Genomic DNA, 23,282 nt, shown 5'->3' with positions numbered 1-23,282 from the left:
GTGCGCAGTGCTGGACGGCATGAGGCTTCCCCCCTATATGTGCCCCTGCGACATTCTGTCAGGAGGGACACCAGATGGCCGACGCCGCCAAGCCGAAACTTCAGCAGAAGCCCGACGTCTCCGATATCCTGACCACAGCGGTGCGGGCACGCGAGAACGTAAGCAAGGCCGCCAAGACCGAGGTCAGCGCCGATCCGCGCTTCGCCAATATCTCGGCCAACAGCTTTTTCAAGGTGATGTTCGCCGAGAACACCAAGCCTGAGGCCAAGCGCGAGGAAGTCGCCAAGCTCCTCACCTTCGAGGGCACGAAGGAACAGAATCGCGAACGCATCAAGGAGTTCGAGCTGTTCAAGGAATATCTCCAGAGCCAGCGCGAAGAGATGGCGCAGGAGATCATCCGGCTTACCGATACGGGCACGTTCTCCGAGCTGAAGCAGGTCTATGACGACCTCAACACTTCGCTGATCCAGTTCGACGAGCGGATGCAGCCGCTGACCGACATCATCGATGCGGTCTATACTTTGCGCACGAACGGCCTGACGCTCGACGCCTTCCAGGAGATCCTGCGCGACAGAAAGCGCGAGGAGGAGCTTCTGCGTATCAAAGATGCCAAGCAGCAGGAGTTCAAGCAGCTCAAATCCTCGGTCGAGGATATCCATTCCGACATCGCGGCGCTGGGCGAGAATCGCAGTTTCTTCGGCCTTGGCGGCGTCAAGGAAGAGGCCCGTATCGCGATCGCGCGCAAGAATGAAGAGCTGAAATGGGTCGTCGACTCGCTGGACAAGCTGTCGGACGAGCTTCATCAGCTCGACCAGCAGACCCCGACGGAGAGCGAGCTCGGCGAATATGTCGAGCAGAAGAAGAAACTGCGCGAGCTCCTCGACATCAGCGCCGACGATCACAAGCAGCGCCAGAAGGACCTGGTCGACGCGGCGGTGAATTTCGTGAACACGGCCAAGACCCGCGTCGGCTCGGTGCGCGGGCATCTCAACAAAATGAACGACCAGGTCGAGAATCTGTTCGACGCCAACAATATGATGGGCACGGTCTATGCCATCATGAACGAAGGCATCAAGGAAGCGGCTGACGCCAATCTGAAAACCCGTGAGGCGCTGCAGCCGCCGGCACCGGGCAGCGAAGACATGATCGCGCAAATGGCGCGCGAGCAGAAGAAGATGGCGGTCGAGCAGCATATCACCATGCTCGATGCCTCCGCCGCCGACACGATGGCGACCTATGCCGACCTGACGTCGGGGGCCATTCGTATCAAGACGATGAAGGATGCCGTCGATCAGCAGGCGATCAAAGCGCGCGCCATGCACAGCCAGGGTATCTCAGGTGTCGCCGATCGTTTGAGCGTCGTGCTCCAGGCGGTTTCCTCGGCGGCTCTGGGCGAGGCCTCGGCCATGGCCAAGGATACGCTGCAGCAGATGGCGGAGAACACCAACAAGGTGGCGCAGAAGGAGAGCATCCGCATCGCCATGGGCATCGAGGAGCAGAACACCGACCTCGCCAAGGCGATCGACGATCTCGGCGCCTATGGCGAGGTGGTACGCGCCGCCACCAATATCACGCGCGAAGGCCTCACCGACATGCGCGCCAAGCTCGATGAGCTCAAGAAGCTCGCCGAGGACGTGCAGGGCGATGTGCATGATGCGATCGGCGTCCACGCCGATGTCGCACGTCCGCAAGAGAGGGTGGCGGAGCCGGAGGCGACCGGCGCCACGCCATCGCCGTTCAAGCTGGGCCAGCACTAGAGGTTCGTAGGAGCAGGGAATGGTGATGAGTTTTCTCACCCGCGGGGAAGACTATCTGGCCAAGGCGCCGAGATTCCGCCTGGTCGGGCGCGACAGCGAACTCAAGAAGCTGTCGTCGATCCTGGTCCGCAACATGGCGAATTCCGTGCTGCTGGTGGGGCCGGGCGGCGTCGGCTGCACGGCCTTGTGCATGGGGCTGCAGGCCAGCAAGCATGATCCGGATGCGCCTTTCGACATCGTCAACAAGCGTTTCTTCTGGCTCGACACCGACGCCCTGTTCTCTTCAGGCGATCCCGTCGTCATCCGTGATTCCTTCCAGCGGATCATGGCCACGCTCGATCGCACGCCCGACTCGGTGCTGATCATCGAAGATACGCGCGACTTTATCGAGGCGGCGCGCAATATCGGCACACTGCATTTCATCAATGCGCTCTGCCTCGCCATCAAGTCGAAGCGGACGCAAGTCATCCTCGAAGCGCGCGATGAGGATCTCGACATCATCCTGAAGAGCCATTCGGACCTCAGGGAGCTGTTCACTCTCGTCGATCTGGCGGAACCCGAAGGCGACGCCCTGTTCCAGATCGTCTCGGAACGGGCCGGCCATCTGAACGAATTCCACCGCATCCGCATCGCCGAAAACGCGACCCGCACCGCGATCGAACTCACCTCCAAATACCGCTCGCGCGACGCCGGCATGAGCCGGGCGCAGCCCGAACGCAGCGTTTCGCTGATCGACCGGGCGCTCGCCACCTACAGGCTCGGCGCCCATCGCAAGGCCCCTGGGCTCGCCGAGGCGGAAGCGGCGAGGAAATCGGCCAAGGACCAGCAGCAGGTCGTCGCGGCGGAAGCCGCCATGGCGCAGTCCTTGGCGCGCTGGACCGAGAGCCAGGAGAAGATCAAATCGCTCTACAAGCGCCAGCGTGACGGCGAGATCGCCGTGCTCGAGCTCGAGGAAGAGCTCGACAAGCAGGTGGCGACGGAAGCCGAGGCGCGGAAATCTCCCGACAATCAGGTCAGCGAGATTACCGGACGCATCGCCAAATTTGCGCGTCTCGCCACCGGCGCCGGGATCGAATCCGACGAGGTCAGGGACCTGCGCGGCCGCATCGAGAAATTCCAGGGTGAGATCGCGACGAACCGCACGGCCTTCGACGCCCTCACCAAGGAGCTCAACGATCATCTCGAGCTCACGCGCGAGATCGTGCTGCGCGAGTTCAGCCAGATCTCCGGCATCTCGGTGAGCAAGCTCAACGAGGACGAGCGGGAGAAGCTGCGCAATCTCGAGACCGAACTCAAGAACCGTATCTTCGGCCAGGACCATGTCGTGCGCATGCTGTCCAATGCCGTCAAGACCGCCCGGGTGGGCCGGCGCAACCAGGACAAGCCGCAGGCCTCCTTCATGTTCTTAGGTCCCTCGGGCGTCGGCAAGACCGAGATCGCCAAGGCGCTGGCGGCGAGCCTGCTCGATGACGAGAAGGCGCTCACCCGCTTCGACATGTCGGAATATATGGAGAAACACGCGGTTTCGCGGCTCATCGGCGCGCCGCCCGGCTATGAAGGCTTCGAGGCCGGCGGCATCCTGACCAATGCCATGCGCAAGAACCCACTGCGCATCCTGCTCTTCGATGAAATCGAGAAGGCGCATCCCGACGTCTTCAACGTCTTCCTGCAGATCCTGTCGGACGGCCGGCTCACCGACAATGTCGGGCGCACCGTCTCCTTCTCCGACGCGATCATCGTCATGACGACGAATATCGGCCAGCCGCATTTCCTCAATCCGAAGCTCACCGTCGAGGAGGCCAATGCCGAAGCGATCCGCGAGATCGAGAAGACCTACCGCTCGGAGTTCCTCAACCGCTTCGCCGGCCGGCAGAACATCATCTGCTTCAACAAGCTCGACCTGCCGTCGATCGAGAAGATCGTGCGCCGCGAATTCGACAGCATCGACCGCACCTATACCCAGGAGGGCATCAAGGTCACGGTGCCGGAGGCCGATCTCAAGGCCTTCTGCAAGGATCACTATGATCCGGCGATCGGCGCCCGCGGCCTGCCGGGCTTCATCCAGGCGAATATCGAGCCGATCATCGTCAATATGATCCTGGAGAGCGACAAACGCGGCAAGCTCGATCTCGCCTATAATCCGAAGCGCCAGGCTTTCGAGATCAAAGAGACATGAGCACGCTGCGCGACGAGGTCGAGGCGCTGAAAAAGAAGGTCGAAGGGCGGGCCGAGGAACGGGACAAGGTTAATTCGCGCTCGTGGACGGGACGGACCCAATATAATCTGACGGCGCTGCACAAGTTCCTGTTCCAGTTCGTCCTGGCGCTGTCGTGGATCTACACGCATATCCTGCGGCCGGTGGCGCGTGTCCTGTTCAAGCCCATCACCTGGCTCTGGCATCTCTATCGGCTGCTCTGGGACAAGGCCGTCTATTACGAAGACAAATACCAGGAGCGGCAATTCTCCAAGACGCGCGCCGGCATTTTCCTCGCCGTGTCGGCGGGTTTCGCCTGGTACCTGTTCATTCCGCTGATCGTCTTTCTCTTTCATGCCGTTCTCTATCTCACCACCGTGAAGCATGATGAGGTGGTCTATCTGACCAACTCGCAGGAAATCCTGCCGCACGAGAACGAGCATTCGGTGCAAGGCTGCCACGCGTTGCCGTGCACCGACCAGAACAGCATCTACTTCCGCATCCGCGCCAGCAATTTCAACGAAGCCTGGTCGATCCTGAGCGGCCGTGGCCTGTTCTTTCCGGACTATGTCGCGGCCTCGGTGCCGGTGGCGGTCAGCCGCTGCAAGATCACCTCCTATGGCCTGCGCGTCAAATTCCTTATGCGCGGCTTTGACATCTATCCCGATCTGCTCCAGACAGAGTGCTCTCCGCTCCTCGAGCAGCCTTGAAGGTTTCTGAATTCGAATGACTGTACGACGCGACAGCGGCGCCGTCCTGATCACTGGCGCGGCGCGCCGGATCGGGCGATGTATCGCCCTCGACCTCGCGCGCGACGGCTGGGCCGTTGCCATCCATTGCAACACCTCATTACATGATGCCGGGACGCTCAAATCCGAAATCGAAGCGGCGGGTGGGAGCGCGGTGATCGTCCAGGGAAACCTCGCCGAAGCGCAAGTACCGGAACGGCTGGTGGCCGAAGCCGTCGCGGCTTTGGGGCCGCTGACCTGCCTCGTCAACAATGCGTCGCGCTTCGAGCCCGATGAGGCGGGTTCGGTGACGCTCGACAGCTGGGCTGCCCATCTCGACACCAATCTCAGGGCGCCGGTCTTCCTGTCGCAGCATTTCGCGGCGCAACTGCCGGCCGATAGCTCGGGCAATATCATCAACATCATCGACCAGCGGGTGTGGAAGCTGACGCCGAAATTCTTCTCCTATACGGCGAGCAAGTCGGCGCTGTGGACGGTGACGCGGACGCTGGCGCAAGCGCTCGCCCCGCGCATCAGGGTCAATGCCATCGGGCCGGGGCCGGCGCTGCCCAATGTGCGGATGGATGAAGAGGATTTCGCGCGGCAGATGCGGCTGACGCTTCTGAAGCGTGGCACGTCGCCGGAGGAAATCTCCTCTGCGGTAAAATACATACTATCGGCCCCGGCAATGACCGGGCAAATGATCGTTCTCGATGGCGGCCAGCATCTCCTGTGGCAGACCCGCGATGTCACCGAAGTGAAAGAATAGGCGATGAGCAACGAAGTCAAGATCACCCACCACGTGGCGAGCGGCCATGCGCGTCTGCGTCATGTCTTCGTCAAGGACCTGAAAGTGAACGCGCTTCTCGGCATCTATCCCGAGGAGAAGACCACTCCGCAGATGATCGTCGTCAATATCGACCTTTCGGTGAAGGAGGGCGATGATCCCTTGAGCGACGACATCAAGAATGTCGTGAGCTACGAGATCGTGGTGCGCAAGGTCGAGGAGATCGTGTCGGCAGGCCATGTCGGCCTCGCCGAAACCCTGGCCGAGCTCATCGCCGCCGCCTGTCTGCGTGATAAACGCGTGATGGCGGCCAGAGTACGCATCGAGAAGCCGGACGTCATTCCCAATGCGCGCAGCGTCGGCGTTGAAATCGAAAGGTTGCGCGACTAACCTCGGTATCGATGTCGCTGGATCTCCATTATATTGACGGTTCGCCCTTCGCCCGGATCGTGCGCATCCTGGCGCGCGAGCATGGGGTCGTGATGCGGGAGATCGAGCTGGCCGAATTCCCACCTTCGGACAGTTTCCTCGACATCAATCCGCTCGGCCAAGTACCGGTCATGATGGCCGATGGCGTCGCGCATTTTCCGACCAGGATCGCCATCGACGCTCTCCTGGCGCGCGTGAACGGTCCAGCCCAGGGCGTCGCGGCCACAATAGCCCGCCCCGATCATCGGACCGAGGATGAGCAGGATCTGGCCGTCATTCTTGCCATGGGCGATGCGCTCGCCGCCCATCACTATGCGAAATGGGCGGGAATCGGACCAGTGGATCGCAACCGGCTCGGCTTCGATCCGGCGGAGCGCAATATGGTGCGGGCCCTTCGAACACTCGACTGGCTGGAGAGGCGCATGCGGAACGGTGCCTTCCAGTCCGGCCATGTGAGCGTTCAAGACATCGCTCTCGCGGCCTTCATCCTGTGGTCGGAATCGCGTGGCCGGATTGCTTGGCGCGGGCGGGCGCAAATGGAGCGTCTTGTCGGTGCACTCGAGGGACGCGCCAGCTTCGCGGCGACAGCGCCGCGGCCGCATCAACTCAAGTGATCAGAGGCCGCGGATGCGCGGGCGCCAGCGGGCGATGATGTCGCTCATCTCCTTGGCTTCGCCGGCGGAATTGGCGCTGCGATAGACATCGACCGGAATACCGCGCCGGCTCAAGGTCGCGACCGCCTCGGCCATGAGCGCATTGACGATGAAGGCGCCGGAAATGGTCGATGTCGAGCCCATGCGTTTGTCGGAATCGGGGATAGCGAGGCAGGCATCGCCGTAAGGGGCTTGATTGTCGATGACGAGATCGGCGACGTCGGCGAGCATCTTGCCGCTCTGATGGCGCGACGTGACGCGCGACGCATGATCGGTGGAGGTGATGGCGATCACCTTGGCGCCTCTGTCGCGGGCGAACAAGGCGGCCTCGATCGGAAAGGCGTTGCGTCCTGAATTGGAGGCGACGAAGAGCACATCCTTGGGGCCGATCGGATAGTCCTCCAGCACGATCTCGGCGTAGCCTTCGAGACGCTCGAGGACGGTGGAGCGCTGGGCGCCCTGATGCAGCATGAGGGCGGGATCAAGAATCGCCTGCACCGCCGCCGCGCCGCCGGCCCGGTAGAAGACTTCCTCGGCGATCATGTGGGAGTGGCCGCTGCCGGTGACATAGACGAGGCCGCCTTGCGCCAGCGCGTCGGCGATCCAGTCCTGCGCCGTCGCCAGAACATTGCGCTGCGTGGCCACCAGTCTCTTCAATATCCCGGTGATGTTGTCGCAATATTCATCGATCAGCGTCGTCATCAACTCATCCTGTTATTTCAGCGATATATTCATAGCGGTCGCCGCGGTACCAGCTCATGGCGTCTTCGAGGGCATTGCCCTGCACGCCATAGCCGATGCGGTGAATGGCGAGCACGGCCGCGCCCGGCTTCACACCCAGATAGCGGGCGATGTCGGCCGGTGCTTCGGCCGCCTTGAGGCTCTGCAGAATGCGGCGCGGCCGGCCGCCTTGGGCGTCCATGCGGGCGTAAAGGGAGCCGGTGCCGTCGAAATCGGCTCCCACGGCCTGGACCGGGAAGATGGAGCGGTCATAACCCATCACCTCGTCGTCGGCCTGGCGCAGACGGCTGAGCATCATGACTTCAGTGCCGAGCGGCAGCCCGGTGCGGAAGGAGATCTCCGGCGGCACCGGCATGACCTTGCATTCGACAATATGCGAGGAGGGCTTGAGGCCGCGGCTCAGCATGTCGTCGGTGAAGCCGGTAAGCCGGGTGATCGGTTTCTGGATGCGCTGGGCGATGAAGGTGCCGGCGCCGGCCCGGGTGGCCACGTAGCCGTCCTTGGCAAGCTGTTCGAGGCTCTGGCGCAAAGTCGAGCGTGAGACGCCAAGGCCTGCGGCGAAGTCGCGCTCGGCCGGCAATGGCTGGCCCGGTCCCAAAGTACGGTCGTCGATCGCCGAGGCCATTGCCATCACCAGACGGATTCCCAAAGGGCCCGTCAATCGATCCATGCGGCGGCGGATTTCCTGCGTTTCAGTCATGAGTTCCAAGGCTGAGATTCGGGCGGCACCTTATTCTGGTCTGCAGACTCTGGCAACACTGGTATGATTTTGGATCGCATTCCGGTATGCAAGGCTCAATTCATGAAAATGACCTAGTGTAAGTATCATATGTTATTGAAATCAACATTTTAAGTCCAGAAAAAATTCTCGCAGAATATATTTTGTAACACGGTTATGGGCCACTGGACGATCATCCAACATTCCGATACCATGCCAAAAACATACCAATATGGAGGATGTGATGCTGCCCAGGACACCCGCTTTGACGCGCCGGGCCTTTTCTCTTCTGGCTTTGGGCGCGGCGGCCTGGGGAAGCGCATCCCTGCCGGCTCTGGCTGCTCCCGCGGAAGTGCGCATCACTCATTCCATGACGGGCGGCGCCCAGAAAGAGGCCTTCGATGCCATCGTCGCCGCTTTCGAAGCCGCTCATCCCGACATCAAGATCAAACAGATCGTCTATGATGACGACCTCTATTCCGATACCGGCCTCATCACGCAGCTGAAAAGCTCTTCGCCGCCCGAGATTTATTTCCAATGGGCGGGTGCTCCCACCCAGCGCGATGCGCGCGAGGGCTTCGCCATGGATCTCTCGGAGGCGCTTGGTGCGGAAGGCTGGAAGGACAGCTTCATCGCGCCGGCCTTCTCGCAACAGATGGGCGTGCTCAATGACGGCAAGCCATATCTCGTGCCCATCACGCTCGATGTGACCAATGTCATCTGGTACAACAAGCAGATCTTCAAGGAAGCGGGGATCGCGCCGCCCGCCAATTGGGCCGAGCTCATCGATCTCACCAAGAAGCTCGCCGGCAAGGGCGAGACGCCCTTCGTCATCGGCAACCAGGAACTCTGGCCGCTCGGCAATTGGGCCTCGCATATCGCCTCGCGTGTCGTGCCGCCCGCCGATTATGAAGCGGCCTTCCGGCTCGAAAAGCCCTTCAATACGCCGGACTTCGAAAAGGCGCTGAACCTCGTCGACGAGATCCGCCAGGCCGGTGGTTTCAACAAGGACATTGCCGGCCTCGGCGCCGACCCGGCGATGAGCACCTTCTTCCAGGGCGCCGCCGCCATGCATCCGATCGGCTCCTGGCTCGTCTCCTCGGCGACCGAGCTCGCCGAGAAGGATTTCGACTATGACGAATTCAACACGCCGCTCATCGACCCGGCGCATCCGCTGAAAGACAGCGTCATCGGCACGCTCACCGGTTTCGCGGTGAGCCCGAAGAGCCAGAATCCGCAACAGGCGATCACCTTCCTGCGCTTCTTCACCTCGCCTGAAAACCAGGTCAAATGGGCCGAAGCCGGCAGCTTCAGCCCGGTCAAGGGCGCGATGGAGAAGGCCAAGCTCGATCCCAAGACCAAGGCGATGGCCGATCTCCTCAACAGCGCCGGTTCGCTGGTGCCGCCGCCCGACACGACCTATCCGGTCGAAGTGGCGGAAGCCTATTACCAGGCCGCCGCCTATGTGGCGGGCGGCGAGAAATCGCCCAAGGACGCGCTTGTCTGGCTCGACGACCGCGTCAAGACCATGCGCAAGTGACAATGACGGGCGGCGCCGTAAAAATTTCGAGTTCTACAGGTGCGACAGGAGCGATAAGGGCCGGTGCGACGGGGTTGATCTTCGTCGCGCCGGCGCTTGTCCTTTATGCCGCCTTCGTGCTCTGGCCGCTCGCTTCCTCCGTCTATTATTCGATGACCGACTGGGATGGCATCTCCCAGGCGCGCTGGATCGGCTTCGCCAATTTCGAGCGCGCTTTCGCCGACAAGATCCATCTCGCGTCCTATCTGCATGTGACGCTCTACATTCTGGGCACGCTGGTGTTCGAGGTGAGCTTCGGCCTCTTCATGGCGGTGCTGCTCAACAGCGACCGGCCCGGCTTCGCGCTGCTCCGGGCGCTGTTCTTCTCACCCGTGGTGCTGTCGATGTCGGCGGCGGGCGTGCTGTGGACCTTCGTCTTCGATTATCGTACCGGCATCATCAACGCGTCGTTGAAAGCCATTGGCCTGACCGACTGGGCGCAGCCCTGGCTGTCGCAGCCCACGACCGCGCTCCTCTGCGTCATGCTGGTGTCGGGGTGGAAATTCGCCGGGCTCTATATGATCCTGTTCTTCGCCGCCTTGCGCCGCATTCCCCGCCATCTCTATGAGGCGGCCAGGCTCGAAGGGGCGGGCCCCGTCTGGAGCTTCTGCAACATCACGCTGCCGCTGCTCAAGCAGAATATCCTGGTGGCCGTGCTGCTTGCCGTCACCGGCGGTTTTGCCGGCTTCGACCTGTTTTTCACCATGACCAACGGCCAGCCCTATAATTCGACCGAGGTGCCGGCGACCTGGATCATGAAGCAGGCCTTCGACAACGATCAGCTCGGCTACGGCATCGCGCTCACCGTGATCCTCACCGGCGTCGTCTGCCTCATCTCTCTTATTTATCTGCGTTATGCCGAGCGAAGCCATGTCGTCGAATACTGACGCGAGGCCCAGAACCCCCGGTGAATGGCTGCAATTCGGAGCCGGCAGCGTCATCGTCACGGTCATGTGCTTCCCGGCGATCTGGATGGTCTATTCCGCCTTCAAGTCGAACCGCGAGATCTTCCGCTCGCCCTTCGGCCTGCCGGCGGAATGGCGTTTCGAGAATTTCACCAAGGCCTGGATCGAAGGCGGCCTCGGCGCGCTGTTCCTCAACACCATCATCGTCACCGGGCTCGGCGTGGCGATGTCGGTCTTTTTCGCCAGCATGGCGGCCTATGCCTTCACCCGGCTCGACTTTCCGGGGCGCCGGGCCCTGGCGCGCCTGTTCCTTGTCGGGCTTCTGCTGCCGCCGCCCGCCGTCGCCATCGCACTCTTCACGCAATTGAGCGCGCTCGGTCTCATCAACACTTTGTGGGCGCTTATCCTGACCAACGGTGCCTGGACGATCGCGCTCACCACCTATCTGCTCGGCGGCTATTTCCGTTCGCTCAAGCGTGAGATGGAGGAGGCCGCATTGCTCGAGGGGGCGAACCGCTTCCAGATCTTCTGGCATGTGGTGATGCCTCTGGTGAAACCGGCGATGATCACCGTCGCCATCCTCAATGCCATCAATATCTGGAACGAGCTTCTGTTCGCGCTGCTCTTCATCAGCGACGACGCCAAACGTACGCTGCCGGCCGGCATCGTGCGCTTCTCGGGGTATCACAGCACCGATTACAGCCTCATCTTCGCGGCGCTGACCATCACCACCATACCGATCATGATCTTCTATTTCATCTGTCAGCGCCATGTCATGCGCGGCCTCACCGCCGCGGTCGCCGAATAGCGGGAGTGCGAATGTTCTACAGCGGAGTCATCGAAGGTTTCTACGGCAGACCGTGGTCGGCGGCGCAGCGCATCGAGATGCTGGACTGGATCAAGGCGGCGGATATGAAGCTCTTCGCCTATGCTCCAAAGGACGACATCAAGATCAGGGCGCGTTGGCGTGAGCTCTATGATTGCTGGGAAAGCCGCAGCATCGCCAATCTGGCCAAGGAAGCAAAATCGAAAAACGTCATGCTGATGGGCGCCATCTCGCCCTGTCTCGATATCCGTCATTGCGACCCGGGCGAAGTCACCACACTGAAACGCAAGCTGCAGCAGCTCGACGATCTCGGCATGCGGTCCTTCGCCTTGCTCTTCGACGATGTGCCGAGCGTTCTCGGGCCCGAGGATCGCAAGATTTTCGCCACTTTCGCGGAAGCGCAGGCGCATGTGGTCAACGAGGTTCAGGGCTTCGTGAAGGAGCTGGGTTCCGACCGCCGGCTGTTCTTCTGCCCGACCGAGTATTGCGGACGCATGGCCGGAGGCGATGTCAAGACGTCAGCCTATCTGGCGGAGATCGGCGAAAAATTGGTACCGGACATCGAGATATTCTGGACAGGGCCTGAGATCGTCTCCGAGGAGATCTCCGCGCAGTCGCTGCGCGATCTCGCCCGGGTGATCCGGCGCAAGCCGGTGATCTGGGAGAATTTCCACGCCAACGATTATGACATCCGGCGCGTCTATGCTGGGCCCTTGGGCGGGCGCAAGACCGATATCGTGCCGGAGATCGCGGGCTTCATCACCAATCCCAATAACGAGTTCGAGGCCAATTTTTCCGCGGTTCACACGCTCGGACGGTTCCTGGCCGATCCAGGTTATGAGGAGGGGCAAGCCCTCAACGCCTCTTGCCGCGACTGGCGGCAGCGCTTCGTCTATGCTTCAAGCAATCGGCAGCTCGAGCTCGAGCAGGTGGAACTATTGGCGGATCTCCTTTACCAGCCTTTCCGTCTCGGACCGCAATCAGCGGCAGTCGTCGCCGAGACGCGACGGCTCCTGGCCGAACCCAAGGCGGCCGGGCAAGCCGGAGGTATCGAGCGCATCCGGCATTTCCTCAAGCGTGTCTCGAAACTCTTTGACGACCTCACCGAGATCAGCAATCGTGATCTCTTCTACACATTCCAGCCCTATCTTTGGGAGTGCCGCGAGGAGCTCCTGACCACCATTCACTATCTCGACTGGCTGGCGACCGGACCTCAGCCCGGCGCCCGCTTCCCGCATCAGGACCATTTGCCCAATACCTATCGGCAGGGTTTCGCCGTGGCGCTCCAGCATCTTTTCCCGCGCGATGAGAGAGGACATTACAGCCATGCCCCTTGACTCCTATCTTCTGCGTCATGCCACGCCTGAGGATCTGCCAGCGCTTTACCGGGTCTGTCTGAAGACCGGGGATTCCGGCCAGGATGCGAGCGCCATCCAGGACGATCCCGATCTCCTGGGCGAATTTTATGTCGGGCCTTATGTGATGCTCGAGCCGGAACTCGCTTATGCGCTCGACAGCTCGGAAGGACCTATCGGTTATCTCTTGGGCGTCCTGGATACGGCGAAATTCAATGGCCGGCTCGAGCGCGACTGGCTGCCGCGCCTGAAGAAGACCCATCATGACCCGGTCGGCGACCCCGCCGGATGGCACGGAAGCGACTGGGTGCGCCATGCGGTTCATCATCCCTTTCTCAGGATTCCCGCCGCTCTCGGACCCTATCCCTCGCACGCCCATATCGATCTTCTGAGCGAAGCGCGCGGGCAGGGTGTCGGGCGGCATCTGATGCAGACGATGATGGAGCGGCTGACCGAGCTTGGCTCGCCCGGTCTTCATCTGCAGGTGAGTCCCAAGAACAAGGGCGCGCAGGATTTCTATCGGGGCCTCGGCTTCGACGTGCTTTCCTCGCCGGACCTGCCGGACGACACGCTGTTCATGGCGCGGCGCCTCGGGGAGCCTGATGGCGAAGATTGAATTCGACCGGGTCTACAAGAACTATGGTGACACTCCGGTTCTTCATGACGTAACGCTCAGCATCGAGAGTGGCGAGCTTTGTGTCTTCGTTGGCCCCTCAGGCTGCGGCAAGTCCACGCTTCTGCGCATGGTTGCGGGGCTCGAAATCGTATCGGGAGGTGAGATCCGGCTCGCCGGGCGCCGGGCCAATGAGCTGCCGCCGCCTGAACGTAATGTCGCGATGGTGTTCCAGACCTATGCGCTGTTCCCGCATATGACGGTCGCCCAGAATATGGGCTTCGGCCTCAAGATCCGCGGGGTGCCGGCGGCGGCGCGGAGCGCCAAGATCACCGACGTGGCAAAGACCCTGCAGCTCGACGGTCTGCTCGACCGCCGGCCAGCACAGCTGTCGGGCGGCCAGCGCCAGCGCGTCGCCATCGGGCGCGCGATGCTACGCGATCCGGACGTCTATATGTTCGACGAGCCGCTTTCCAATCTCGACGCGGCCCTGCGCATCCAGACGCGGCTCGAGATCGCCCGGCTGCATCAGGTGACGGGGCGCAGCATGGTCTATGTCACCCACGACCAGATCGAGGCCATGACGCTCGCCGACCGCATCATCGTGCTCAATCGCGGCCGGGTCGAACAAGTCGGCTCGCCGATGGAGCTCTATGACCACCCGGCGAATATATTCGTCGCCGGCTTCATCGGGTCACCGAAGATCAATCTGCTCGAGGCGGCGGTGTCGGAGCAGGGGCTCGCCATCGGCCAGGTGCATCTCGCAGTGGCCGGGGTCGGCGCGCGTCCGGGCGACAAGGTCACTCTCGGAATCCGGCCCGAGCATCTCGCCATCGCGCGGAGTGAAAGCGAAGCGACCTTCGTTTCGGAAGTCGCGCTGGTCGAAAGGCTGGGCGGTGAGACGCTGGTCTATGCGCAGTCGCCGGTGGGCGGCGATCTCCTCATCCTCAAGATTCAGGGCAAGACCAGTCTCAAGCCCGGAGAACGGATTCCGGTCGTGATCGAGCCCGATCATCTGCATTTCTTCGATTCTGCCGGAGCGCGGCTTTCCTGAGTCGCTTCAACTGCTTAGCGGCGCAAGCTCAGAAATAGATTCAAATTCTCAGACATAGGCGATCGAGCGGCCGGCGATGACGGCCAGGATCCAGATGCCGGCGGAAAAGGCGGCATGAAAGCGGGCATTGGCGGGGATCGCCGGCGTGAGAACCGCTCTTCGTCTGGCCCAATGATAGAAGGCGAGATTGGCGAAACCCGCTGTGATGAAAGCCATCTTGGCGAGGAAGATCGGGTTGCGCCCGAAGGCCGTCGCTTCGGCGCTGAACATGACCGGCCCGGTGACCAGGAGCAGGACGAGGCCAGTCGCCGCGACGCCGAGGGCCACGGGCGAGATCGTGGCCGCGAGGTCGAAGCGGTTGCGCAGCAGCAGGATGTCGAAAACCAGGATCGCGCCCACCAGCAAGCTGGCGCCGACCACGTGGCAGAGATTGGCGAGCGGATAGAGCCAGACCGATCCCCGCGCGGCAAAACCGAGGCTCGAGAATTCAAGGCCCTGGAGGAAACTCTCCCACATTTGCGGTCAGCGCATCTCAAAGACCTTGCCGCCGACGGTGATGCGCTCTGCCCGCATCTCATGCTCGCGCCTGGTCGAGGGATAACCTTCGGCGGTGATGACCGTGCCGGCCTTCAGCATCTCCTCGCTCAGGCCACGGTTCTGCATGCGTGAGATCGGCGCCAAGGTGATCTCCCAGGTCGCGTCCTGGTATTTGAGCATCACATGGGCATGCGGGTTCTGCCAGGCGATCATTTCGACCGGCGCTTCGATGGTGAACTTCTTGGCCGAGTCGTAGCTGCCCCAACCATGATGTGCCGAGGCGGCGGCGGTGGCGCCGATCAGGAAGACGAGGGAGGTGACCAGTTTTGCGCGCATATGCTCCTCCTAGGGCCGTCACGCCAAGCTTAAGGGGTGAAGTCTCAGGAACAATGCCGAAGGCTCCGGCTCCCGCGATTGTGATGAGGCTTGCCTTTTGCATAAGTGTGTACTTATATGTTGAGCATGATCGAATCTGAGGTCTTCCGCGCTCTGGCGGATCCGACACGGCGCGCCGTCCTTGAAAGGGTGGCGGCGCGGGAAATGAGTGTCGGGGAGCTCAAGAGCCATTTCGCGGTGTCGCAGCCCGCCATCTCGCAGCACCTGGCGGCGCTCAAAGGGGCGGGGCTCGTAGCCGAGCGCCGAGAAGGCCGCTTCGCCTATTACCGCGCCGATCCCAAGGGCATCGCGCCGCTACTGAGCTGGGTCAAGCGTTACCGGGCCTTCTGGCCCGAGCGGATCGAGAAACTGAAAGATGTCCTCAAGGGAATGGATCCATGACCAGCCAAACCAAGTCGGATGATGTGATCGTCAGCGAATATGATCTCGAAGAAAGGCCCCAGAAAGTATGGCGGGCGCTGACCGAGCCGGATCTCGTTGCCCAGTGGCTGGTGCCCGATGACGTCGATTGCCGCGTCCTGGAGGCCGAGCCCGAGCGGTTCTTGCGCTGTTCCTGGAGGAGCCGGGACGATGAACGCGACGGCTTCGGCCAGGGCCTCGACACCGTCGTCACTTTCGAGCTTTCGCCGACCGACGCGGGCGGCACGCACTTGCGCATCGTCCATGCGGGCTTTGCGACCGTCGCCCTCCAGGCCGCCAATGACAACGGCGCCATGCTGATGATGAGGGCGGCATGAGCAACTTCGTCCCCGTCGTCGTCGAGCAGTCGAGCCGTGGCGAGCGCTCGTTCGACATCTTCTCCAGGCTGCTGCGTGAACGCATCATCTTCCTCAACGGCCAGATCGACGACAACATGTCGGCGATCATCTGCGCGCAATTGCTGTTCCTCGAAGCCGAGGCGCCGGGCAAGGAAATCGCCATGTATATCAATTCGCCGGGTGGCGTGGTGACGAGCGGTTTCGCGATCTATGACACGATGCAATATATCAAATGCCCGGTCTCCACGGTGTGCATGGGCTTCGCCGCCTCGATGGCGTCGTTCCTGCTGATGGCGGGCGCGCCGGGCAAGCGCATCTCGCTGCCCAATGCCCGCATCCTGCTGCACCAGCCCTCAGGCGGCTTCCAGGGCCAAGCCTCGGACATCGAGCGCCACGCCGAGGACATCGTCAAGATGAAGAAGCGGATGATCGGCCTCTATGCCAAGCACTGTAAACGCAGCCTGGAGGAGGTCGAGCGTACCCTCGACCGCGATTTCTTCCTGACGGCCGAGGAGGCGAAGAACTGGGGCCTTGTCGACCATGTCTATGAGGTGAGGGTCGGCCAAGCCGCCGCCTGACGCTGCGTCGTCATCTCTGTTTGCGCGTGATCGGACGGAAAACCGGCATCCACTTTTCCTGATCACGCGCTCCGTCCTGCCATTTCCCGGCAGGCCATCGTGCTATTTGCGAAAACCTCGCAGAATCACGATATTGGGGCCCATGGACGAACCGGAAGACATTATTGCGGAAGAAGGTGAGGAGGGCGTCAAAGAGGGCCCCGGCCCGCATGTGATCCGCGCCCATCTGAAGACGTTGCCCAACCGGCCCGGCGTCTACCGGATGTTCGACGTCAAGGGTGACGTCCTCTATGTCGGCAAGGCGCGCAGCCTGAAGAACCGCGTTTCGAACTATGTCCGGCTTGGCGGGCATAGCAACCGCATCGCGGCGATGATCTCGCTGACCGCGACGATGGAATTCGTAACGACGGAGACCGAAGCGGAAGCGCTGCTCCTTGAAGCCAATCTGATCAAGAAGCTCAGGCCGCGCTTCAATGTCTCGCTGCGCGACGACAAGTCCTTTCCCTATATCCTCATCCGCAAGGATCACGAGGTCGCCCAGATCGTCAAACACCGCGGCGCCCGCTCGCATAAAGGCAATTATTTCGGCCCCTTCGCCTCGGCGGGGGCGGTCAACCGCACCATCAATGCCCTGCAGAAGGCCTTTCTTCTGCGCTCCTGCACCGACAGCGTCTATGAGAACCGCACGCGGCCCTGCCTTCTCTATCAGATCAAGCGATGCTCGGCGCCGTGCACAGGCGTGATCGAGCCTGGCCCCTATAATGAGCTGGTCAAGGAAGCGGAAGCCTTTCTCAACGGCAAGAGCAAGACGGTGAAAGCCGAGCTCGCCAAGCTGATGGAAGAGGCCTCCGAGCGGCTCGATTTCGAAAGCGCGGCGCGTTATCGCGATCGCATCCAGGCGATGAGCTTCGTCACCTCCGAGCAGGGCATCAACCCGCAAGGGGTGGAGGAGGCCGATGTCTTCGGTCTCGCGCAGGAAGGCGGGCAGACCTGCATCCAGGTGTTCTTCTTCCGCGCCGGCCAGAACTGGGGCAACCGGCCGTATTTCCCGCGCGCCGACAAGTCGCTGCCGGTGGCCGAGGTGCTGGGCTCGTTCCTGGCGCAGTTCTATGACGACAAGCCCATTCCACCCTTGATCCTGCTGTCGCACGAGATCGAGGAGACGGCGCTTCTCGAAGAGGCGCTCGCCACCCATGCCGGGCGCAAGGTCGAGATCGCGGTGCCGCAGCGGGGCGAGAAGCGGGCGCTGGTCGAGCACGCCGTCACCAATGCGCGTGAGGCCATGGGCCGCAAGCTTGCCGAGTCCTCCTCGCAAGCGAAGCTCCTCGCCGGGGTGGCGCGTGTTTTTGGCCTCGCCGAGCCGCCGCGGCGCATCGAGGTCTATGACAACTCCCATATCCAGGGCGCGCAAGCGGTGGGCGGCATGATCGTGGCCGGCGCCGAAGGCTTCCTCAAATCGCAATACCGCAAGTTCAATATCCGGGCCGAGGACCTTACCCCCGGAGACGATTTCGGCATGATGCGCGAGGTGCTGACGCGGCGCTTCTCGCGGCTCCTCAAGGAACATGGTGAACGCGAGCCCGCCAGTGAGGCCGGCCCGGACCAGCCGCAGGCCTGGCCGGATCTGGTGCTCATTGACGGCGGGCAGGGCCAGCTTAGCGCGGCGCGCACCGTGCTGGCCGATCTCGGCATTGCCGATCTCTGCATCGCCGGCGTCGCCAAAGGACCCGACCGTGATGCCGGCCGGGAGCACTTCTATGTGCCGGACAAGCCGTCCTTCATGATCGAGGCGCGCGATCCGGTTCTTTACTATATTCAGCGGCTCCGGGACGAGGCGCACCGCTTCGCCATCGGCAGCCACCGGGCCAAGCGCGCCAAGGCGATCTCGCTCAACCCGCTCGACGAGATCGCCGGCATTGGCCCGACTCGCAAAAAAGCCTTATTACAGGCATTTGGATCGGCCAAAGCGGTGGCGCGGGCCAGCCTTGCCGATTTGGCAAAGGTTGAAGGGGTGAATTACGCTCTGGCCCAGGCTATCTATGACCACTTCCACGAGGGCGCTTCATGAGCGACGCGGTGACCAAATTGGCCCAGAAAGAAAGCCAGCGCCATGCGCTGAGCCTGCCCAATTTGCTCACCTATGGCCGGCTCATCGCCGTGCCGGTGGTCGCGGGCCTCGTCCTTTGGGGCGGCGATGCGGCGCGCTGGACGGCGCTCGCTCTCTTCATCGCCGCCGCCATTACGGATTTCTTCGATGGATATCTGGCGAGGCGTTGGGGCCAGCAATCGGCGCTTGGGCGCATGCTCGACCCGATCGCCGACAAGGTGCTGGTGGCGGTGGTGCTCCTGGTGCTCACCACCGACCGGACCATCGATGACGCCCATATCTGGGCCGCCATCATCATCCTCACCCGCGAGGTGCTGGTGTCGGGCCTGCGTGAATTCCTGGCCGAGCTGCGCGTCTCCGTGCCGGTCACCAAGGTTGCCAAATGGAAGACCACGGTGCAATTGATCTCCATCGGCTTCCTCATCGCCGGGCCTGCCGGTGACAAGATCGTGCCTTATGTCAGCGAGTTCGGCCTGTTCTGCCTGTGGATCGCCGCGGCGCTCACCCTCTATACAGGCTACGACTACTTCCGCGCCGGCATCGGCCATGTGATGGACGACAAGTGACAAAACTCCTCTATTTCGCTCGCATGCGTCAGATCATCGGCAAGGGGGAAGAGGAGATCGCTCTCCCGGCCGAAATCACGACCGTCAGCATGCTGATCGATTTTTTGAAAGGCCGCGACGAGGCCTATGCCTCGGCTTTCGCCGACCCGCGCATCATCCGCGCCGCCATCGACCAGGCGCATGCGCCCCTCGACGCACCGATCACGGGCGCCCGCGAGATCGCCTTCTTCCCACCGGTGACCGGAGGATAGGCCTCGCGATCCTCGTATCGAAGCGGTCAGTCGCTACCACCAAGGCATGGCGGGTTTTGCGAAAACAAAAAGCGCGCGGAAGGTGCTTCCGCGCGAATTCGTTACTTGATGAAAACCCTCAGGCCGCCTTCTTCTTCGGCTGCACTTCGTTGAGATAGTCGACGCGCAGCGTCCGGGTCAGGTCGCCGACGCTGAACTTGTAGGGGCCGATCTCGCCGACCGGGGTCACTTCGGCGGCGGTGCCGACGATGAAACACTGCTCGAAGCCCGCAAGCTCCTCCGGCATGATGGCGCGCTCGATCACCTTGAGCTGACGCTTCTGAGCGAGGCCGATGACGGTGCGCCGCGTGATGCCATCGAGGAAGCAGTCCGGCGTCGGCGTGTGGATCTCACCATTCTTCACGAAGAAGATATTGGCGCCGGTGCATTCGGCGACCTGGCCACGCCAGTCGAGCATCATCGCATCGGCATAACCTTTGCGCTCGGCCTTATGCTTGGAGATGGTGCAGATCATATAGAGGCCGACGGCCTTGGCCTTGGACGGCGCGGTCATCGGGTCGGGACGGCGGAATTCCGCGATGTCGAGACGGATGCCCTTTTCGAGCTGCGTCGGATCGAAATAGGACGGCCACTGCCAGATGGCGATGGCGACATTGATCTTGGTGTTCTGGGCGGCGACGCCCATCATTTCCGAGCCGCGCCAGACGATGGGGCGGACATAGGCGTCGGCGAAGCCTTGACGCTTCAGCGTCTCGCGGCAGGCGGCGTCGATCTCGGCGACGGTGAAGGGGATCTTCATGTCGAGCATCTCGGCGGAGTCGAAGAGGCGCTGCGTATGCTCGGTGAGCTTGAAAATCTCGCCGCCATAAGCGCGCTCGCCCTCGAAGACGCCGCTGCCATAATGCAGGCCATGGGTGAGTACATGGACCTTGGCGTCCTTCCACGGCACGAATTCGCCATTCATCCAGATGACGCCTTCACGCTGGTCAAAAGGAACGATCGACATGGCAGCTACTCCCATCTATCCGGCTGCTCGGCATTTTTGCACGCAGCCTCGGTTCGGCCTATATGTCATCACGGCTGTCCGAATATTCGGCCCTGATGACGCAACAAGGTTTCTTGCGATTGTGATGTCTTGTAACAAACTTCGGAAAATACGTCAATATGGCTGACATAATTTCTGAGCACGATGTGGGCGACGAGGAAATCGTCAGCCTGATCGAGCTCCTGTTCTTTGCCTATCGCGATTTCACCAGCGATCCCGATGCGATACTGGAGGAATGGGGATTCGGGCGGGCGCATCATCGCGTCGTGCATTTTGTCGGCCGCAACCCTGGCATGACGGTGGCGCAGCTCTTGGGCATCCTGGGCATCACCAAGCAGAGCCTCGGCCGGGTGCTGCGCGATCTCATCGAGAAGGATCTCGTCTTTCAGCGGCCGGGCGACACCGACCGGCGGCAGCGGCTTCTGTTCCTCACCCAGGAAGGTGAGGCCTTGCGCCTCAAGCTGATGGCGCCGCAGGCCGAGCGGATCATCCGCGCGCTCAGCGAGGCGGGGGAAGAAGCCGAACCCAATTATCGCAAGGTGCTCTATCACCTGATCAACCCTGAGAACCGCCGCTCGGTGAGCGAATGGCTCACCAGCCGCACGACACAGGCCAAGCCGGAATGAGTGAGGAGAAGCCGCATATCCTGGTGATCGACGACGATCGCCGTATCCGCGAGCTGCTGCAGTCCTATCTGGCGGAGAATGGCTTTCGCGTCAGCGTGGCGCCGACGGCGGCGGTGGCGCGCGAGAAGATGCGCGGCCTTGCATTCGACCTTCTCATCCTCGATGTGATGATGCCGGGCGAAAGCGGCACAGCGCTGGCGCAATCGTTGCGCGGCGCCAAGGAGCGCATTCCAATCCTCATGCTTTCGGCGCTGTCCGAGATCGAGGATCGCATCAATGGCCTGATGGCGGGCAGCGACGATTACCTGCCGAAGCCGTTCGAGCCGCGCGAGCTCTTGCTCAGGGTGCAGAATCTGCTGCGCCGTTCCGCGCCGCCGTCCGACCAGCGGGTCGATGTCCGCTTCGGCGCCTGCCAATTCAACCTGACGCGCGGCGAGCTCCGGCGCAATGGTGAACTCGTCAAGCTCACGACGCGTGAGCGTGAATTGCTGCGGCTGTTCGTGCAGAATGCCGGTCAGCCGATCACCCGCGGGGATCTCTCGCCCGATGGGGCGGAGGACAATGCACGCACCGTCGATGTCCAGATCAACCGCCTGCGCCAGAAGATCGAGGAAGATCCGTCCAATCCAGTTTATCTGCAAACCGTGCGCGGGGCGGGCTATACTCTGCATATCGATTAGCAGGATAAATGCATGAGTGCCGTCACCGAGACCGACCCCAAGATCGAGCGACCGACGCTCTACTGGCGTTTCAACCGGTTTCTCGAGCGCTATCTTCCGGCCGGGCTCTATCAGCGCTCGCTCATCATCGTCGTGGCGCCGATCGTCCTCTTGCAGAGCATCATGGTGGGTATCATCCTCGACCGCCATTGGGACAATGTGACGAGGGTGCTCGCCCGTTCACTGGCGCGCGATATCTCGCTGGTCATCGAGCTCTATGGCAAGACGGAGAAAACGCCCGCGGCGGTCGCCGGCTTCACCGAGATGGTGAACAAGCGCCTGCGCCTGAGGCTCGAGATCGAGAACAACGCATCACTGCCGCCACCGAAGCCGGCGCCCTGGCTGTCGATCGTCGACACGCGCCTCAGCCGCTATCTCGATCATGAGGGCCTGCCGGCCTGGATCGACAGCACCAGCTATCCGGGCTACGTCGAAATCCGCGTCGAGCCCGAGAAGGGAACCGTCTTCCGGTTCCTGCCCAATGACGAGCGGGCCTTCGCGGCCAACACCAACTCACTGCTGATGTGGATGCTGGTGTCCTCGCTCGTCCTGCTCGCCATCGCCATCGTCTTCATGCGCAAGCAGATCAAGCCCATCCTCGAGCTCGCCCATGCGGCGCGGAGCTTCGGCCTCGGCCACGATGTCAGCCATTTCGTGCCGCGCGGCGCCACTGAAGTGCGTCAGGCGGCGCAAGCCTTCCTCAATATGAAGGATCGTATCGAGCGCCATGTCGAGCAGCGCACGGCGATGCTGGCGGGGGTGAGCCACGATCTGCGCACCATCCTGACGCGCTTCAAGCTCGAGCTCGCCTTTCTCGGCGACGATGCCAAGGTGAAGGCGCTCAAGGGCGATGTCGAGGAAATGCAGACGATGCTCGAAGCCTATATGAACTTCGCCCGCGGCGCCGGCGGCGAGAAGGCCGAGCCCAGCGATATTGCGCAGATGGTCGCCGGCGCTGTGAAAAGCGGCGCCCGGCCGCATTCGCAGGTGAAGGTCGACGTGTCGCCCGATCTCGTCGCCAAGGTCAAGCCCAATGCGTTTCGCCGCCTTGTGCTCAACCTGATCGCCAATGCGGCGCGCTTCGGCCAGGAGATTGCCGTCAAGGCCAGGGTGAAGGGCAGCCGGCTCTACATCACCGTCGATGACAACGGGCCAGGCATCCCGGCCAATATGCGCGAGGACGTGTTCCGGCCGTTCTTCCGGCTCGATGAGGCGCGCAATCAGGACGAGCCGGGAACCGGCCTCGGTCTCTCGATCGCCCGCGACATCGCCCGCTCGCATGGTGGCGACATCACGCTCGAAGACAGTCCGCTCGGAGGCCTTAGAGCTGTCGTGAAGATCCCAGTGTGATCAGCGCATC

Annotated in this window: 26 protein-coding genes; 21 read left to right on the top strand and 5 right to left on the bottom strand. The window is 62.1% G+C overall.

The window, feature by feature from the left end:
* Nucleotides 1–74 precede the first annotated feature (74 nt).
* From JHL16_RS14170 to JHL16_RS14145, 6 genes are read left to right on the top strand one after another with little or no spacing between them, the layout of a single operon-like run.
* Nucleotides 75–1,757 carry a hypothetical protein gene (locus tag JHL16_RS14170; protein WP_200185486.1) on the top strand — a complete coding sequence of 561 codons (1,683 nt, stop codon included), beginning with the start codon at nt 75–77 and terminating at the stop codon, nt 1,755–1,757.
* 25 nt (nt 1,758–1,782) lie between these two features.
* Entirely contained in the window at nt 1,783–3,933 is a 2,151-nt protein-coding gene (locus JHL16_RS14165; RefSeq protein ID WP_200185485.1) for an AAA family ATPase, read from the top strand.
* Nucleotides 3,930–4,661 (top strand): hypothetical protein, encoded by a 732-nt coding sequence (locus tag JHL16_RS14160; protein ID WP_200185484.1) that lies wholly within the window; start codon nt 3,930–3,932, stop codon nt 4,659–4,661. The genes JHL16_RS14165 and JHL16_RS14160 overlap by 4 nt, the downstream gene beginning before the upstream one ends.
* A gap of 16 nt (nt 4,662–4,677) precedes the next feature.
* Nucleotides 4,678–5,448: an SDR family oxidoreductase gene (locus tag JHL16_RS14155; RefSeq protein WP_200185483.1), complete on the top strand. Its 771-nt coding sequence runs from the start codon at nt 4,678–4,680 to the stop codon at nt 5,446–5,448.
* A gap of 3 nt (nt 5,449–5,451) precedes the next feature.
* Nucleotides 5,452–5,856 (top strand): dihydroneopterin aldolase, encoded by a 405-nt coding sequence (gene folB / locus JHL16_RS14150; RefSeq protein ID WP_137857276.1) that lies wholly within the window; start codon nt 5,452–5,454, stop codon nt 5,854–5,856.
* Nucleotides 5,857–5,867: 11 nt separating this feature from the next.
* Nucleotides 5,868–6,509 carry a glutathione S-transferase family protein gene (locus tag JHL16_RS14145; RefSeq protein WP_200185482.1) on the top strand — a complete coding sequence of 214 codons (642 nt, stop codon included), beginning with the start codon at nt 5,868–5,870 and terminating at the stop codon, nt 6,507–6,509.
* On the opposite strand, the gene JHL16_RS14140 is transcribed toward JHL16_RS14145, so the two are convergent.
* Both JHL16_RS14140 and JHL16_RS14135 read right to left on the bottom strand, forming a co-directional pair.
* Nucleotides 6,510–7,250 carry a sugar isomerase domain-containing protein gene (locus JHL16_RS14140; RefSeq protein ID WP_200185481.1) on the bottom strand — a complete coding sequence of 247 codons (741 nt, stop codon included), beginning with the start codon at nt 7,248–7,250 and terminating at the stop codon, nt 6,510–6,512.
* A gap of 4 nt (nt 7,251–7,254) precedes the next feature.
* Nucleotides 7,255–7,959, bottom strand: coding sequence for a GntR family transcriptional regulator (locus JHL16_RS14135; RefSeq protein WP_200185480.1), 705 nt, complete (start codon nt 7,957–7,959; stop codon nt 7,255–7,257).
* A 292-nt stretch (nt 7,960–8,251) separates the two neighbouring features.
* Here JHL16_RS14135 and JHL16_RS14130 point away from each other — a divergent pair, with 292 nt between their 5' ends.
* From JHL16_RS14130 to JHL16_RS14105, 6 genes are all read left to right on the top strand, one after another.
* Nucleotides 8,252–9,547, top strand: coding sequence for an ABC transporter substrate-binding protein (locus JHL16_RS14130; protein ID WP_200185479.1), 1,296 nt, complete (start codon nt 8,252–8,254; stop codon nt 9,545–9,547).
* Between the two features lie 74 nt (nt 9,548–9,621).
* A complete protein-coding gene (locus JHL16_RS14125; protein ID WP_200185478.1) occupies nt 9,622–10,473 on the top strand; it encodes a carbohydrate ABC transporter permease in 852 nt (283 codons plus the stop codon).
* Nucleotides 10,457–11,299, top strand: a complete 843-nt coding sequence (locus JHL16_RS14120; RefSeq protein WP_200185477.1) for a carbohydrate ABC transporter permease — start codon at nt 10,457–10,459, stop codon at nt 11,297–11,299. Before JHL16_RS14125 ends, JHL16_RS14120 begins: the two co-directional genes overlap by 17 nt.
* An 11-nt stretch (nt 11,300–11,310) precedes the next feature.
* Nucleotides 11,311–12,654, top strand: coding sequence for a beta-N-acetylglucosaminidase domain-containing protein (locus tag JHL16_RS14115; RefSeq protein ID WP_200185476.1), 1,344 nt, complete (start codon nt 11,311–11,313; stop codon nt 12,652–12,654).
* Nucleotides 12,644–13,288: a GNAT family N-acetyltransferase gene (locus JHL16_RS14110; RefSeq protein WP_200185475.1), complete on the top strand. Its 645-nt coding sequence runs from the start codon at nt 12,644–12,646 to the stop codon at nt 13,286–13,288. The genes JHL16_RS14115 and JHL16_RS14110 overlap by 11 nt, the downstream gene beginning before the upstream one ends.
* Nucleotides 13,275–14,339, top strand: a complete 1,065-nt coding sequence (locus tag JHL16_RS14105) for an ABC transporter ATP-binding protein (RefSeq protein ID WP_200185474.1) — start codon at nt 13,275–13,277, stop codon at nt 14,337–14,339. Before JHL16_RS14110 ends, JHL16_RS14105 begins: the two co-directional genes overlap by 14 nt.
* A 48-nt stretch (nt 14,340–14,387) precedes the next feature.
* On the opposite strand, the gene JHL16_RS14100 is transcribed toward JHL16_RS14105, so the two are convergent.
* Both JHL16_RS14100 and JHL16_RS14095 read right to left on the bottom strand, forming a co-directional pair.
* A complete protein-coding gene (locus JHL16_RS14100; RefSeq protein WP_200185473.1) occupies nt 14,388–14,855 on the bottom strand; it encodes a DUF2214 domain-containing protein in 468 nt (155 codons plus the stop codon).
* Nucleotides 14,856–14,861: 6 nt separating this feature from the next.
* Complete coding sequence (locus JHL16_RS14095) at nt 14,862–15,212, bottom strand: DUF6152 family protein (protein ID WP_200185472.1); 351 nt, start codon at nt 15,210–15,212, stop codon at nt 14,862–14,864.
* Between the two features lie 126 nt (nt 15,213–15,338).
* On the opposite strand from JHL16_RS14095, the gene JHL16_RS14090 reads away from it, so the two are divergent.
* The 6 genes from JHL16_RS14090 (at nt 15,339) to moaD (ending at nt 19,532) form a co-directional block, all read left to right on the top strand.
* Entirely contained in the window at nt 15,339–15,653 is a 315-nt protein-coding gene (locus JHL16_RS14090; RefSeq protein ID WP_200185471.1) for an ArsR/SmtB family transcription factor, read from the top strand.
* A complete protein-coding gene (locus tag JHL16_RS14085) occupies nt 15,650–16,009 on the top strand; it encodes an SRPBCC family protein (protein ID WP_200185470.1) in 360 nt (119 codons plus the stop codon). Before JHL16_RS14090 ends, JHL16_RS14085 begins: the two co-directional genes overlap by 4 nt.
* Nucleotides 16,006–16,608, top strand: coding sequence for an ATP-dependent Clp protease proteolytic subunit (locus JHL16_RS14080; protein WP_200185469.1), 603 nt, complete (start codon nt 16,006–16,008; stop codon nt 16,606–16,608). Before JHL16_RS14085 ends, JHL16_RS14080 begins: the two co-directional genes overlap by 4 nt.
* Nucleotides 16,609–16,750: 142 nt before the next feature.
* A complete protein-coding gene (uvrC, locus tag JHL16_RS14075) occupies nt 16,751–18,676 on the top strand; it encodes an excinuclease ABC subunit UvrC (protein WP_200185468.1) in 1,926 nt (641 codons plus the stop codon).
* Nucleotides 18,673–19,281 (top strand): CDP-diacylglycerol--glycerol-3-phosphate 3-phosphatidyltransferase, encoded by a 609-nt coding sequence (pgsA, locus tag JHL16_RS14070; protein ID WP_200185467.1) that lies wholly within the window; start codon nt 18,673–18,675, stop codon nt 19,279–19,281. Before uvrC ends, pgsA begins: the two co-directional genes overlap by 4 nt.
* A complete protein-coding gene (gene moaD / locus JHL16_RS14065) occupies nt 19,278–19,532 on the top strand; it encodes a molybdopterin converting factor subunit 1 (protein WP_200185466.1) in 255 nt (84 codons plus the stop codon). Before pgsA ends, moaD begins: the two co-directional genes overlap by 4 nt.
* Before the next feature lie 118 nt (nt 19,533–19,650).
* Here moaD and JHL16_RS14060 read toward each other — a convergent pair whose 3' ends face one another.
* Nucleotides 19,651–20,538 carry a branched-chain amino acid aminotransferase gene (locus JHL16_RS14060; protein ID WP_200185465.1) on the bottom strand — a complete coding sequence of 296 codons (888 nt, stop codon included), beginning with the start codon at nt 20,536–20,538 and terminating at the stop codon, nt 19,651–19,653.
* Nucleotides 20,539–20,696: 158 nt separating this feature from the next.
* Between JHL16_RS14060 and JHL16_RS14055 the strand changes: the two genes are divergently transcribed.
* Genes JHL16_RS14055 through JHL16_RS14045 form a run of 3 tightly spaced genes read left to right on the top strand, consistent with a single transcriptional unit; the run spans nt 20,697 to nt 23,272 of the window.
* On the top strand, nt 20,697–21,203 hold the full coding sequence (locus JHL16_RS14055) for a MarR family winged helix-turn-helix transcriptional regulator (RefSeq protein ID WP_200185464.1): 507 nt from the start codon (nt 20,697–20,699) through the stop codon (nt 21,201–21,203).
* Nucleotides 21,200–21,883, top strand: a complete 684-nt coding sequence (locus JHL16_RS14050; protein ID WP_246770939.1) for a response regulator — start codon at nt 21,200–21,202, stop codon at nt 21,881–21,883. The genes JHL16_RS14055 and JHL16_RS14050 overlap by 4 nt, the downstream gene beginning before the upstream one ends.
* A gap of 12 nt (nt 21,884–21,895) precedes the next feature.
* On the top strand, nt 21,896–23,272 hold the full coding sequence (locus JHL16_RS14045; protein WP_200185462.1) for an ATP-binding protein: 1,377 nt from the start codon (nt 21,896–21,898) through the stop codon (nt 23,270–23,272).
* The last annotated feature ends 10 nt before the right edge of the window (nt 23,273–23,282 follow it).

This window comes from Taklimakanibacter albus (assembly GCF_016595235.1).
GTDB lineage: Bacteria > Pseudomonadota > Alphaproteobacteria > Rhizobiales > Aestuariivirgaceae > Taklimakanibacter > Taklimakanibacter albus.
The sequence above is the reverse complement of the archived record's forward strand: the minus strand, read 5'-3'. Positions and strand labels throughout refer to the sequence as shown.